This window comes from Pontibacterium granulatum (assembly GCF_029961155.1).
GTDB lineage: Bacteria > Pseudomonadota > Gammaproteobacteria > Pseudomonadales > Balneatricaceae > Pontibacterium > Pontibacterium granulatum.
In genome coordinates this window covers 128,357-140,633 of sequence record NZ_JASBRH010000003.1, presented here as the reverse complement: position 1 = coordinate 140,633, position 12,277 = coordinate 128,357, and the positions used below count along the sequence as shown (strand labels likewise).

Sequence of the window (12,277 nt, the reverse complement as noted above, 5' to 3'; positions counted from 1 at the left end):
ATGGAAACCAAAGAATCTGAGCCCCAGGAAAGGGGATAATCGGTTTCTCACTGGATTGAATAGGGTAGTATGGGGGCTCTGTTTGTAGATCTATCGGTGAAACGAATCATCATGCACTGCCCACCTTCAAAGCTGCCGAAAGTCGGCACCACTATTTTTACTGTGATGTCCCAGCTCGCCAATGAGGCGGGGGCGATCAACCTGTCCCAGGGTTTTCCTGATTTTGATGGCCCGGCGTTCCTGCGTAAACGGGTCGCGCACTATATCGAGCAGGGCGCCAACCAGTATGCACCAATGACCGGTATGCCGACCTTGCGTGAGGCGATTGCAGCTAAAACCGAATCGCTGTACGGCCGTAAGATCTGTGCTGATGCCGAAGTGACGGTCACCTCCGGCGCCACAGAGGCGTTGTTTGCCGCAATCGCGTCTGTCGTACGTGACGGTGATGAAGTGATCGTTTTCGATCCGGCCTACGACAGCTACGAGCCTGCGATCGAACTGAATGGCGGTCGTGCGATTCATCTGCCACTGTGCCCGCCGAGCTTCTGCATCGATTTCGATCAGTTGACGGATGCGATCAACGAAAAAACGCGCATGATCGTGATCAACTCACCGCACAACCCAACCGGTGCGGTGCTGTCTGCGGATGACCTGAACACAATCGCCGATATCGTGCGTGAGTCTGATATCCTGTTGCTGTCCGATGAGGTGTATGAACACATCGCCTTTGACGGTAAACCTCACCAGAGTTTACTGCGCCACGATGAGCTGGCGGCGCGCAGTTTTGTGGTTTCCTCATTCGGTAAAACCTTTCACACCACCGGTTGGAAAGTCGGTTACTGTGTAGCCCCTGCTGCGCTGAGCGCCGAGTTCCGCAAGGTGCATCAGTACCTGACCTTCAGCACGGTAACCCCTGTGCAGTTGGCAATGGCTGATATGCTTGAGCAGCAGCCAGAGCACTATCTGGAGCTGCCCGCGTTCTACCAGCAAAAGCGCGACCTGTTCTGCGAACTGATGCAGGATAGCCGGTTCAGCTTTGAGAAAACCTCCGGGACCTATTTCCAGCTGATGGATTACAGCGCAATCAGCGATCTGCCGGATACTGAGTTCTGTCGCTGGTTGATTAAGGAAGCGGGTGTAGCGGCGATCCCGATCTCGGTGTTCAGTGAAGCGCCGATGGATACCAAACTGGTACGTTTCTGTTTCGCAAAAGGGGATGACACCCTGCGCGCTGCGGCGGAGAAGTTATGCAAGATTTAAGAGTCACCCTGATCCAGTGCGAACTGCACTGGCATGATGCGCCGGCAAACCGGGAGCAGTTCGAGCGGCTGTTTGCCGATCTACAGGGCAAAACAGATCTGGTTGTCCTTCCGGAGATGTTTACCACCGGTTTTACCATGGAGCCAGAAGCGCTGGCAGAGCCTGCCGATGGCGAAACCGTGCAATGGATGCTGAGACAGGCGGCGCAGCTGGATGCAGCGATTGTGGGCAGTATGATGGTTAAGGTTGGTGAGGGATACCGTAACCGCATGGTGTTTGCGACGCCGGAGGGCGAGCTGCACCACTATGACAAACGACACTTGTTCCGTATGGGCGGTGAACACAACCACTATGAAGCGGGTGCTGAGCGTGTAATCGTCAATTACCGTGGTTGGCGTATCCTGCCGCAGATCTGTTACGACCTGCGCTTCCCGGTATTCTGCCGTAACCGTAATGATTACGACCTGCTGATCTATGTGGCTAACTGGCCGAAACCACGTCGCAATCCGTGGCGAACCTTGTTGCAGGCCCGCGCCCATGAAAACCAGTGTTATGTGGCCGGAGTGAACCGAATCGGTACCGATGGTAAAGGGCTGGAATACAGCGGTGACTCCCTGCTGGTGGATTTCAAAGGCGAACTTGCCATCGACGGTGGCACCGAGGAGCTGTTGGTTGTAACCCGGACCCTGGACCGATCAGCGCTGGATATCTTCCGCGATAATTTCCCCGCCTGGATGGATGCAGATCAATTTGATCTGAAACTGTAATTTACTCATTTTGGTGGAAACTACAGTTTTTCTGGTTTGACCCTCGTGTAAGCAGCGGCGATTATTTAAACCATAACCGGATGCGACAGTCAGTCGTATCCGTTCCCTCTGTAAGGATAGGTTATGCGTTTGTTAGTGATCGGTGCGAGTCGAGGGATCGGTTTGCAGGTAGTACACAAAGCGCTGGAACAAGGCCATCAGGTAACGGCCTGCGCACGAAGCATACGAGATCTGGGACTTTGCCATCCCAACCTTCAGATACAGCGCGCGGATGTGCTGGACTTCTTTGCCCTGCAACGCATTGTGCCGGGTCACGATGCGGTTGTAATCGCCCTCGGTATCTTGCCGACCTTTGAAAAAGTTCGCCTGTTTTCGGAAGGTACCCGCAACCTGATTGATTCTATGCATGCCGCCCGTATTAAGCGTCTGGTTGTTGTCACTGGTATAGGGGCGGGAGACAGCAAAGGGCATGGCGGATTCCTCTACGACAGGCTGTTTCAGCCCTTCGTTCTGCGTACCATCTATCAGGATAAGGAGCGTCAGGAGGGGTTGATCCGCAAGAGCAATCTGGACTGGACCATCGTCCGTCCAGGCTTCCTGACTAACGGGGACGCCACCGACCAATATCAGGTGATCACCGATATGGACGGGGTGGTAGCAGGGAAAATCTCACGGGCCGATGTGGCGGGTTTTATCCTCCATGAACTGGAAGAGCCCAGCTATCGTCAGCAGGCGCCATTGCTCTGTTATTAAACTGTAACAGCTGAAAAAATTTCACGCGCCAAACCCCCTCCAGACACGGTGTACAGAGCATTCTCGCCTATAATCATAAGTACAGATTTACCGCTGATGGGTGTGGATCGATGGGCGTTTAGCCTTCAGTGTCAGGCATCAACACTGAACAGGTTCAACGGCTGAGCGGCGGTCGGTTTCATGACATCAAACCAGCTACTCAACAACAGGGTAGCTAACAAACCGCAAGCCCTCTGGGCTGATTTAGCCGGAGTAAAGTCTGGCACAAAGGGGTCTCATTCACAGGGACCCCTTTGTTTTTGCGCGAATGTTCCTGTTTTTTAAACGTATATCTTTATTTTAAATGTGCGTTAAACAGGCTAAATCCATAAAGTTCTGCTATTCGTATATATCAGTACCTGAGGGAGATGGATCGCAGTTCGGTGTCGGGAAGTGCTTCCACGGAGTGGGTTAGCAAAGCAGTGGCATTGAATAACTGGGTTTCGACTGAAGGGAAGGTACAGTTATGGCTAGAGGATATGAAAGACATCACGGGCATGCCGGTTTATCAATATACGGCAAAGAGCTAGTGCGTCGTTGTGGCGCCCACTGTGAACTGTGCGATGCACAGGGCACCAAGCTGAAAATTTTCGAAGTGCCGCCATTTGACAGCGAACCAGACGTGAATCACTGCATCATGATCTGTGAAACCTGTCTGGATCAGATCGAACATCCTAAACATATGGATCAGCACCACTGGCGTTGTCTTAACAACTCCATGTGGAGTTCGGTACCGGCGGTAAAAGTGACGGCGGTGGCAATGCTGAAACGCCTGTCACGCTCGGAAAGCTGGGCGACCGAACTGCTTGAAAACCGTTATATGGAGCCCGAAGAGGCTGAGTGGCTGGAAGAAGTTGAGCTCTGATCCAGTTCGCCGCACAGATCCTGCTGCATTAACGCAGTAACATGCTCGCTGTTTGTGGAATTTGCCAACAACGTATGCAGCTTACTGTACGCAGCCTCTGGCGTCATATTCCCACCTGAAACAATTCCGATCTTATCCAGTCCCGCTGACGTGGCATAGGTGCCGTGCAGTACCTGGGCCTGGAGACAACTGCTCAGATTGACCAATACCTTACCCGCTTTACCAGCACCTTCGAGCAGCTTCATCAGTTCTTTGTCATGGTTGGGGAGGTTGCCCACACCGTAGCTCTGAATGATCACGCCGCGGATCTGTTTATCGGTCAGAGTAGCCTTGATGACCGATTGTGGCAGGCCGGGGTAGATGGGCAGCATCGCCACCGCACCGGGTTGGTAGTTGGCTGCGGCCAATTGTGGCGTACCGGCAGGACGGATCAATCCCGAGTGAAGTTCGATATGGATACCGACCTGACCCAGCCATGGGTAGTTGGGGGAATCAAAGGCATCCAGTCCGGTGGCTTTGATCTTGCGGCTACGGTTACCACGCAGCAGACGCCCGTTGAAATAGATGCAGACTTCGGGCACCGGATGAAAACCCGCGATGATCAGGGCGGTGATCAGGTTGTCGAGTGCATCGTTGCGCAGCTCATACAACGGAATTTGGGAGCCGGTCACAATGACCGGCTTGCTGAGACCTCGCAGCTGAAAGGAGAGCGCCGATGCGGAGTACGCCATGGTGTCGGTCCCGTGCAGCACAATAAAACCGTCGTACTGCGCGTAGTGCTCAATCACCTTGGAGGCGATGGTGCTCCAGGACTCTGGGCTGAGGTTGGCGCTATCCAGTAACGGATCCAGCTCGACAAGATCAAATTCGGGCAGGGTATCGTGCACGCTCTGGTCCAGCTTTTCCCGTACAAGCTCCTCAAAGCCATCAACCGACGTGTAACCGTTCTCTGACGGTTGCATACCGATCGTGCCGCCCGTGTGGATAACCAGTACCCGTGGTTTAATGGATTTGTTGGCATACATAGTGGGCGGTCTCCGGTTTGCATGGCTGTGTATTGCTTAATCAAACATAACCCTACACACCGGCAATTGCGAGGATACAGCCTCGGCTTTGGGTTGCCGTTTGTGTTTCAGGTTTGATTAATCCTTAACCATGTTGTCATATGTGGCTGTTTTTATAGAGGTGTCGGAGACATCTCCATCCTGGAGGTTGTGGTTGCTGTTTGAAGGTACCGGCTTCACGCAGTAACAGGTGCCTTTTGTTGAGCCGGTACAACGGAATTGAGAAATAACAATGAATATCTTTGTCGGAAACCTCTCCTACCGCATGCAGGAAAGTGATCTGGAGGCGGCGTTTGCACAGCACGGTGAGGTACAGTCCGCTAAAATTATTCTGGATCGTGAAACCGGTCGCTCCCGTGGTTTCGGTTTTGTTGAGATGCCAAGTGCAGCAGAAGGCAAGGTGGCCATTGAGGCATTGAACGGTCAGGATGTCGCCGGACGTAACATCGTGGTCAACGAGGCTAAGCCACGTCAGTCTGGTGGCCCGCGCCGTCGCGACTAAGTGTTGAAAGCAGTATCGGTGCCGCACTGATGCTGCTTTATCCCATCTAACCTGCGCATATCCCGCACCGTGGCTGTGTGGGGTGCCCCGCTATTTTCTGTTTTGTCCCTTCTCCGCTTCTGCTAGCCTGATTGCTTCGTTGTTATATGTGTGGTGTTTCGATAGGTGTATTGAATGACAGAGGAAGTGCAGTCTCTTTCCACCAGTGCATTGGCTAAAAAGCTGGGTAAAACCTCCCGGCAGATGTTTGCGGAGCTGGAAGCGCTGGGCTGGATTGTGCGCGAAGAGGAGCAGTGGAAGCTCACTGCCAAGGGAAGGTTCGAAGGCGGCGATTACCGGGAAAGTAAACGGTTTGGCACCTATGTGGTCTGGCCGGCTTCGGTGATCCAACACCGTGCGCTGGTCAACCCCGACAGTCAGCTACTCAGTGCGACCGCACTGGGCAAACAGTTAGGATATTCGGCGGTCCAGGTTAACCGACTCTTTAATGAGCTGGGCTGGATCGAACCCCATATCAAAGGCTGGCGGTTGACCAAGACCGGCACCCATGTTGGTGGTCGCCAGGCTGAAGATGCCCGAACCGGTGTACCGTACGTGTTGTGGCCTGACACCGTTGTCGAGCATCCGGCTCTGCTTCAGGTGATTGCATCGCTTGCTGTGCCTGAGACCATGGAAAAAGAGATCAGCTGCTTGGATGGGCATCGGGTGGCGTCGGCGGGTATGCAGCAGATAGATAATTGGCTCTACTACGCAGGGGTTGTACACGCCTGTGGTCGCCGATTGCCAACAGACGAAGAAGCTTACAGTGACTTCTATATCCCTTCAGCGCACCTATATATCGAGTACTGGGATGAGCAGGGCAGTGCCGGCTATCTGGCAGAAAAGATGCGACGTAAAGAGCTCTACCAGCGCTATGAGCTGCGCGTGATCGAACTCAGTGCTGATGAGCTGGAAGAGATTGACGATGTGCTGGCGCGTCGACTGCTTAAACTGGGCATCGATACCTTGTGAACAATCGGGGTGGATGAAGCGGTGAGCGTGTTCCTGTATAATTCTTGGCGACAAGAGAAGCCACATCCCCGGATGACGTTGCGTCACTCCGGCCATCCATTGCTGCGCCACTGATTACGACTATCCAGATACGACGATTATAAAGGACCTGCATGAATACGCTGACCATCCGAACTCCTGACGACTGGCACCTGCACCTGCGTGACGGGGACATGCTGCCGGAAACTGTTGCTGCGTCTGCCCGCTGCTTCCAGCGTGCGATTGTGATGCCAAATCTGGTACCACCAGTAACGAACGCCGAGATGGCGATGGCATACCGTGAGCGTATTCTGGCGGCACGCCCTGAAGGTAACGGATTTGATCCCCTGGTGACCCTATACCTGACCAACGACACCTCCGCGCAGGATATTATCAATGCCAAGGCGGCGGGTATTGTTGCGTCTAAACTGTACCCGGCAGGTGCAACCACCAACTCTGCGGCTGCGGTAAAGCAGCTGGAAGCGATGTACCCCGTATTCGAGGTCATGGCAGAGCAGGGCATGTTGCTGCTGGTTCACGGCGAAGTGACCGATCACCACATCGATATCTTCGACCGCGAGAAAGAGTTTATCGACCAGAAGCTGGCGACAATCGTTGAGCGTTTCCCGAACCTGAAAGTAGTGTTCGAGCACATCACCACCGGCGATGCGGCGCAGTTTGTTCAGGGCGCATCTGATAACGTGGCAGCGACCATTACCCCGCAGCATCTGCTGCTGAACCGTAACGATCTGCTGGTAGGCGGCGTGCGCCCGCACAACTACTGCCTGCCGGTCCTGAAGCGCAGCACCCATCAGGAAGCACTGCGTGCCGTGGTACAGTCCGGTTCACCTAAATTCTTCCTGGGTACCGACTCTGCACCACACGCCAAGGATGCTAAGGAAAATGCCTGTGGTTGTGCGGGCTGCTACAGCGCCTGGAGCGCGATCGAGCTGTACGCTCATGTCTTTGAAGAGCTGGATGCACTGGATAAGCTGCAAGGCTTTGCAAGTGAGCACGGTGCAGACTTCTACGGTCTGCCGCGCAACGAAGGCACCATCACGCTGGTACGCGAAGACTGGGAGATTCCGGGCGAAATTACACTGCCTAACGGCAAGCCGATCGTACCGTTTTTCGCCGGTCAGACCGTGCATTGGAAAGTGCAGCAGGCTTAAGTAGCTTTACTGGCGGCAAGTAAAAAAGGAGTTGAGGGAAACCCAGCTCCTTTTTTAATGAGTTTTTTGACGACGGTATATATCAGGGTACTTGCATTCCAAACTGCACGAATTCGATATGGCCCATCCGCTCCATCCAGCTCTTCGCCGCCGGGTAATTCTCAGGGGTGATCTGCTGCCACTCGTACCGCATCGCCCAGGGATAGATGGCAAAGTCTGCGATCGACAGATCATCCCCCAGGATAAAGGTGCGTCCGTCCAGTCGTGTATCCAGCACACTCCAAAGGCGTTTAGCTTCATCGTTATACCGCCTGATCGCATAGGGCACTTTTTCCGGCGCGAAGCGGTTAAAGTGATGGGATTGACCTAGAAACGGGCCAAAATTACCCATCTGCCACATGACCCACTCCATGCATTCGGTGCGGCCGCGCAGGTCGTCGGGGATAAATTCGCCGTACTTTTCCGCTAGGTAAAGCAGAATCGCACCGCTCTCAAACACGGTGATCGGTTCGCCGTCGGGGCCGTCGTGGTCCACAATCGCCGGAATTTTGTTGTTTGGACTGATTTTCAGGAAGTCGTCGGCAAATTGCTCGCCATCCAGGATATCGATCGGATGCACGTTATATTGCAGTCGCAGGGCTTCCAGCATGATAGAAACTTTTCTACCGTTCGGCGTACCCCAGGTATAAAGATCGATCATCAATCTTCCCTCGTGTTACTGACGGATAAAGTGGTTGTACACTCTGACCAGTTCGTCTTCGGAGAACTCCACAATGATCAACTGCTGGCCGGGTTCGATCAGATCAGGATCGTCACCCAGGCGCCCACTGCGGTAATTATAGATGTAGGTGCTTTCCACCTTCTGTTGCAAAACCTTGCCAAGGAAGGAGCTAAGCTGGTTCTCCAGTTTCTCGTCCGCTTCTTCAGGAATCTCGACATAGAGCGTTTGTTGCTTTTTGCCCAGAACGATCCCTTCTGCAAAGGTGCGTGTCAGGCCTCGTTGCAGGATGCCCCACAGGCCTTGGGAGTCACCTTCGTTCACGGCGTGGATATAGAACACCTGCTTGGCGCTGGTTTCAGGACGGTCAAGCAGCTCCTGAAGTTTGATTCGGTTGCTTGCTGTCAGCTCTGCTTCACCCACAACAATGGTTGGTGTGGCGGATGTGGTCACGGGCGCGACGCTAATAGCCCCGGTTTCAACACCAAAGGTCTTGGTGCCTGCGTCATCCACTGTTTCCAGAACCGCTTCACTTTCAGTTTGTTGTATCGGCAGCTTAAGCAGTTGAGAGGCGGTTACAAAGTGATCCGCTTTTTCAATGTCGATGGAGTCTTCGGGTGGGGCAGTGATCTGGTCGATATGTTCGCGTGCCTGCTTCACCACTTCGGGAGTAGGTTCGGGCTCAGTTGGCGGTTCGGACTCTGCCTCCGGCGTTGTGGGGGCTATCAACGCTGGTAGATCAGGCAGGTCTGCTGATCTGTTCATAAAAAGATAGGCAGCCGCAGCAGCAACCAGTACTAGAAACAAAATCAGAACACGTATCATCCCTAACCTCAATCTGTACGGAATTAAACGACCTTCTTACACACTGTAGCCTGCAACTCGGATCGAGAAAAGAGGCAAAAAGGCTTGCTTCTTAAGTCTTTATGAAACCGAAACCGTGAGCAGGGAGGAGGCTTGTGGTGGCTAGAATGCGTCAAGCGCGTGGGTGAACCTGGTACGGCTGCTGTAGTCAAAACCTCAGATTGTATATACTGCCGCCGCGAAAATTTGGGCCCTGGGGGATGTATGAGTACTGACGATCTGGATTTCATGGATATGATGATGGGAGAGGGCGTGACTCCGTCCAAGCCCACCGATAAAGCAGATCTTGCCGGGCACAATGAAAAGCGCGGCGATGCGGGTCTGAAAGAGCGCCGTCAGGCCGCTGAAGGTGAGGTACATGAAGGCTTATCCACCGAGCAGGTCAGTCTATTGCACCCTTTTGATCCGCTGGAGTGGAAACGTGATGGGGTACAGGACGGTGTGTATCGTAATGTACGCCTGGGACGTTATCAGTCCGATGCACGCCTTGACTTGCATAACAAAACACCCGCCCAGGCACTGAATGAGTTGATCGGATTTATTGCTGAGTGCTCGAAGTTTGGTATCCGCTCCGTGGTGATCAGTCATGGACGTGGTAACCATGAAAAGGCTGCGGGAAACATCATGCGCAGTTACCTCAATCAATGGTTGCCCCATATCCCCGAAGTGATGGCCTTTCACTCCGCGCAGAAGCATCATGGTGGTTTGGCGGCAACCTATGTGTTGTTGCGTAAGAATGAAACACAAAGGCTGGAAAACTGGGAACAGCACCAGAAGCGATAAGCTTGTAGCGATGCTTCATGAAGTTTGAATTGCTATGCTCGTAAGGGCGCAAGTATGTACGTAAGGGGAGCAGCATGAATACACAGGTCGAAGAGATTCTGCAGTTTTGGTTCGGTGAAATGGCGGACGGATTCCCCACCAGTGACCGTACGGCACTTTGGTGGGGTGCCAGTGACGAAACAGACCAGTTGATCGGAGAACTTTTTGGTGCTCTGGTGAGACAAGCTCTGCGGGGTGAGTTGGCGGCGTGGAGTGAAAGTCCGCGTGCCCGTCTGGCATTGATCATTCTGCTGGATCAGTTTACCCGCTCGATCTTTCGTAGTACTCCGGAGGCGTTTTCCGGTGATGGTCAGGCGTTGGCATTGTGCCAATCCGGTATGGAGCGCGGCCATGATCAAGCGTTGGAGTATGCGGAACGTCAGTTTTTCTATATGCCCCTGGAGCATGCTGAAGATCTTGCTGTACAGGACGAGAGTATCCGCTGTTTCGAAAACCTGTTGATGGAGGTGCCACCCCATAAAAAAGTAGTGGCGCAGGGCTCTCTTGATTTTGCTCACCAGCACCGGGATCAGATTGCCCGCTTCGGACGCTTTCCTCACCGAAACCGTGTTTTGGGGCGTGACTCAACCACTGAGGAGCTGATATTCCTCAATCAAAGTAACCATAACTGGGGCCAGTAACGGCATAATCAGGCCCAGAAGAGTTCTCTTTTCCTACGGTTAATCGTAGATTCCGCTATTGGCGGCGCTTGTGGTTTGCAATGCGTCCAGAAAAAGTATTTACTCAGCCGTATCTCTGCCGGGAACAGATCTATGAAGCACGAAGCACAAGAACAAAAAACCGATGCGGTTGTGAACTCTTTCCCACGTCCTGTTGTGCTGGTTGCGCTGGCAGGCATACTTTTCTCTCTGGCTGTTTACCTGCTGATGCCCGCAGACGAACTTGCTGCGCCGGTACTGCTTATTGTGGGCTTAGCCCTGACCGCGCTGATCAGTGGTTACCTCAAGAACACGCTGCGGCGCTCCGCGGCAATTGAAACCGAGCTGAACGCCTGCGTCGCGGAACTGAGTAATAGCCGGGAAAACGCGGAACTGGTCGGTGCAATAGACCGTACCACAGGCCTGTTTAACCGCACCCATTTTGATAACGTGACCGCGAACGAGTGTCGCCGCGCTGTGCGTGAATTCAGCCCGCTCTCCCTGATGCTGATCGAAGTGGATTACCTGGATCACTACCGCAAAGAGAAAGGTGAAGCCGAAGGCGAGAACTGCCTGAAGCAGATAGCAGAAGATCTGCGTAAATGTATCTCCCGCCCGGGCGACCTCGCGGTTCGTTTTGATAATGAACGTTTTGCCCTGTTGTTACCCTCCACCAACGAACAGGTAGCACAACTTGCGGCCCGGTGTTGTGCCGATGTGCGTAGCCTGGCCATTAGGCATCCAGCGTCGGCGGTGTCTGATATTGTCACCGTCACAATTGGTGTAGCCACCATGCAACCATCCCGTATGCTTACCCCGGAGCGACTGATCGAAGCGGCGGAAAAGGCGCTGTACGATGCACAGAAGGCGGGCCGAAACCAATACATCGCATCGACTGAAAACGTTTCTGATCTGCCATCGGTGACCTATTCCCTGTAAGCCCGTGGATACTCTTCTCCTGTTTATAAGCTAGGCTACGTTTATAGGTGCCTGAGTGTGGCGGGAGAGGGGGTAGATTATGGATGCGGCGCAGTTAAGCAAGCGCCTGGTCGCCCATCGCGGATACCAACACCGCTATCCGGAGAATACGCTGCGGGCACTCAAAGAAGCTGTGGCTGGCGGGGTTCACCGTCTGGAATTTGATATTCAGCTTACAGCCGACCAGGTTCCGGTCCTGATTCACGACACCGACCTTTACCGTACCTGCGGTATCCATAGAAACATCCTACATCTGAATTACGATCAGCTAGATCACTATTCGGCCTGTGAGCCCTGGCGTCTGGGGCATAAATATCACGGGGAGCCGATTCCCACGCTGGTGCAGGTGATCCGCTGGGCGGAAGAACAGCCGGCGGTAGAGCTGTTTGTCGAGATCAAAGAGGAATCGATTGTGGCCTTTGGGATCGAGACCGTTCTGAATGCAGTCTTACCCGTGTTGCGGCCGATGGCCAAGCAGACTCATCTGATCAGTTTTGATATGCCGTTTATTGCTGCGGCCAGAACGCGATGGCCGCAGGTTGGCTTGGTACTGCGCCACTGGCCGCCTATCCAAGACGAGATGGAGCGCTGTAAACCGGATATCTTGTTTGTGAATAAGCGCCGGATCAAGCAACGGCGGCATTTGAGCTATATCGGTGTTCCGGTGGTGGTGTATGAGATTGATACCATACGGCGGGCACGCTATTGGCTAAAGCATGGAGCCGCTTACCTGGAGAGTTACCGGTCGGCTGATCTGCTGGCCGGTTGGACTAAACGTTAAAATA

At 53.6% G+C, this 12,277-nt stretch carries 14 protein-coding genes; 11 read left to right on the top strand and 3 right to left on the bottom strand.

Annotated features, from left to right (window positions below; all coding sequences use genetic code 11):
- Window positions 1-111 precede the first annotated feature (111 nt).
- The 4 genes from QKW35_RS03940 to QKW35_RS03925 all read left to right on the top strand — a co-directional run bounded on the left by QKW35_RS03940 (window position 112) and on the right by QKW35_RS03925 (window position 3,684).
- Complete coding sequence (locus tag QKW35_RS03940; protein ID WP_282351088.1) at window positions 112-1,260, top strand: pyridoxal phosphate-dependent aminotransferase; 1,149 nt, start codon at window positions 112-114, stop codon at window positions 1,258-1,260.
- Window positions 1,248-2,027: an amidohydrolase gene (locus QKW35_RS03935; protein WP_282350906.1), complete on the top strand. Its 780-nt coding sequence runs from the start codon at window positions 1,248-1,250 to the stop codon at window positions 2,025-2,027. The genes QKW35_RS03940 and QKW35_RS03935 overlap by 13 nt, the downstream gene beginning before the upstream one ends.
- 123 nt (window positions 2,028-2,150) lie before the next feature.
- Entirely contained in the window at window positions 2,151-2,780 is a 630-nt protein-coding gene (locus QKW35_RS03930) for an NAD(P)-dependent oxidoreductase (RefSeq protein ID WP_282350904.1), read from the top strand.
- A gap of 505 nt (window positions 2,781-3,285) precedes the next feature.
- Complete coding sequence (locus QKW35_RS03925; protein WP_282350902.1) at window positions 3,286-3,684, top strand: phnA protein; 399 nt, start codon at window positions 3,286-3,288, stop codon at window positions 3,682-3,684.
- On the opposite strand, the gene QKW35_RS03920 is transcribed toward QKW35_RS03925, so the two are convergent.
- Window positions 3,636-4,709, bottom strand: a complete 1,074-nt coding sequence (locus QKW35_RS03920; protein ID WP_282350900.1) for a type I asparaginase — start codon at window positions 4,707-4,709, stop codon at window positions 3,636-3,638. The genes QKW35_RS03925 and QKW35_RS03920 overlap by 49 nt on opposite strands.
- A gap of 271 nt (window positions 4,710-4,980) precedes the next feature.
- Here QKW35_RS03920 and QKW35_RS03915 point away from each other — a divergent pair, with 271 nt between their 5' ends.
- The 3 genes from QKW35_RS03915 to pyrC all read left to right on the top strand — a co-directional run bounded on the left by QKW35_RS03915 (window position 4,981) and on the right by pyrC (window position 7,451).
- Window positions 4,981-5,250: an RNA-binding regulator gene (locus QKW35_RS03915; protein WP_282350898.1), complete on the top strand. Its 270-nt coding sequence runs from the start codon at window positions 4,981-4,983 to the stop codon at window positions 5,248-5,250.
- 174 nt (window positions 5,251-5,424) lie between these two features.
- Window positions 5,425-6,261 carry a hypothetical protein gene (locus tag QKW35_RS03910; protein ID WP_282350896.1) on the top strand — a complete coding sequence of 279 codons (837 nt, stop codon included), beginning with the start codon at window positions 5,425-5,427 and terminating at the stop codon, window positions 6,259-6,261.
- A gap of 152 nt (window positions 6,262-6,413) precedes the next feature.
- The gene (gene pyrC / locus QKW35_RS03905; protein ID WP_282350894.1) at window positions 6,414-7,451 is read left to right on the top strand and encodes a dihydroorotase; all 1,038 of its coding nucleotides are present in this window, start codon (window positions 6,414-6,416) and stop codon (window positions 7,449-7,451) included.
- Window positions 7,452-7,533: 82 nt separating this feature from the next.
- Here the strand turns inward: pyrC and QKW35_RS03900 are convergent, their stop codons facing one another.
- Together QKW35_RS03900 and QKW35_RS03895 are read right to left on the bottom strand one after the other, a co-directional pair.
- Window positions 7,534-8,151, bottom strand: coding sequence for a glutathione S-transferase N-terminal domain-containing protein (locus QKW35_RS03900; protein WP_282350892.1), 618 nt, complete (start codon window positions 8,149-8,151; stop codon window positions 7,534-7,536).
- Between the two features lie 15 nt (window positions 8,152-8,166).
- Window positions 8,167-8,934 (bottom strand): hypothetical protein, encoded by a 768-nt coding sequence (locus QKW35_RS03895; protein WP_282350890.1) that lies wholly within the window; start codon window positions 8,932-8,934, stop codon window positions 8,167-8,169.
- Between the two features lie 303 nt (window positions 8,935-9,237).
- Between QKW35_RS03895 and smrA the strand changes: the two genes are divergently transcribed.
- From smrA to QKW35_RS03875, 4 genes are all read left to right on the top strand, one after another.
- The gene (gene smrA, locus QKW35_RS03890) at window positions 9,238-9,816 is read left to right on the top strand and encodes a DNA endonuclease SmrA (protein ID WP_282350888.1); all 579 of its coding nucleotides are present in this window, start codon (window positions 9,238-9,240) and stop codon (window positions 9,814-9,816) included.
- A 74-nt stretch (window positions 9,817-9,890) separates the two neighbouring features.
- Complete coding sequence (locus tag QKW35_RS03885; protein WP_282350886.1) at window positions 9,891-10,496, top strand: DUF924 family protein; 606 nt, start codon at window positions 9,891-9,893, stop codon at window positions 10,494-10,496.
- A gap of 132 nt (window positions 10,497-10,628) precedes the next feature.
- Window positions 10,629-11,453, top strand: coding sequence for a diguanylate cyclase domain-containing protein (locus QKW35_RS03880; RefSeq protein ID WP_282350883.1), 825 nt, complete (start codon window positions 10,629-10,631; stop codon window positions 11,451-11,453).
- Between the two features lie 79 nt (window positions 11,454-11,532).
- Entirely contained in the window at window positions 11,533-12,273 is a 741-nt protein-coding gene (locus QKW35_RS03875) for a glycerophosphodiester phosphodiesterase family protein (protein ID WP_282350881.1), read from the top strand.
- Window positions 12,274-12,277 lie beyond the last annotated feature (4 nt).

Coding starts and splice junctions, on each gene's coding strand:
- QKW35_RS03940 (WP_282351088.1), top strand. CDS start 112: ATGCACTGCCCACCTTCAAAGCTGCCGAAAGTCGGCACCACTATTTTT.
- QKW35_RS03935 (WP_282350906.1), top strand. CDS start 1,248: ATGCAAGATTTAAGAGTCACCCTGATCCAGTGCGAACTGCACTGGCAT.
- QKW35_RS03930 (WP_282350904.1), top strand. CDS start 2,151: ATGCGTTTGTTAGTGATCGGTGCGAGTCGAGGGATCGGTTTGCAGGTA.
- QKW35_RS03925 (WP_282350902.1), top strand. CDS start 3,286: ATGGCTAGAGGATATGAAAGACATCACGGGCATGCCGGTTTATCAATA.
- QKW35_RS03920 (WP_282350900.1), bottom strand. CDS start 4,709: ATGTATGCCAACAAATCCATTAAACCACGGGTACTGGTTATCCACACG.
- QKW35_RS03915 (WP_282350898.1), top strand. CDS start 4,981: ATGAATATCTTTGTCGGAAACCTCTCCTACCGCATGCAGGAAAGTGAT.
- QKW35_RS03910 (WP_282350896.1), top strand. CDS start 5,425: ATGACAGAGGAAGTGCAGTCTCTTTCCACCAGTGCATTGGCTAAAAAG.
- pyrC (WP_282350894.1), top strand. CDS start 6,414: ATGAATACGCTGACCATCCGAACTCCTGACGACTGGCACCTGCACCTG.
- QKW35_RS03900 (WP_282350892.1), bottom strand. CDS start 8,151: ATGATCGATCTTTATACCTGGGGTACGCCGAACGGTAGAAAAGTTTCT.
- QKW35_RS03895 (WP_282350890.1), bottom strand. CDS start 8,934: ATGAACAGATCAGCAGACCTGCCTGATCTACCAGCGTTGATAGCCCCC.
- smrA (WP_282350888.1), top strand. CDS start 9,238: ATGAGTACTGACGATCTGGATTTCATGGATATGATGATGGGAGAGGGC.
- QKW35_RS03885 (WP_282350886.1), top strand. CDS start 9,891: ATGAATACACAGGTCGAAGAGATTCTGCAGTTTTGGTTCGGTGAAATG.
- QKW35_RS03880 (WP_282350883.1), top strand. CDS start 10,629: ATGAAGCACGAAGCACAAGAACAAAAAACCGATGCGGTTGTGAACTCT.
- QKW35_RS03875 (WP_282350881.1), top strand. CDS start 11,533: ATGGATGCGGCGCAGTTAAGCAAGCGCCTGGTCGCCCATCGCGGATAC.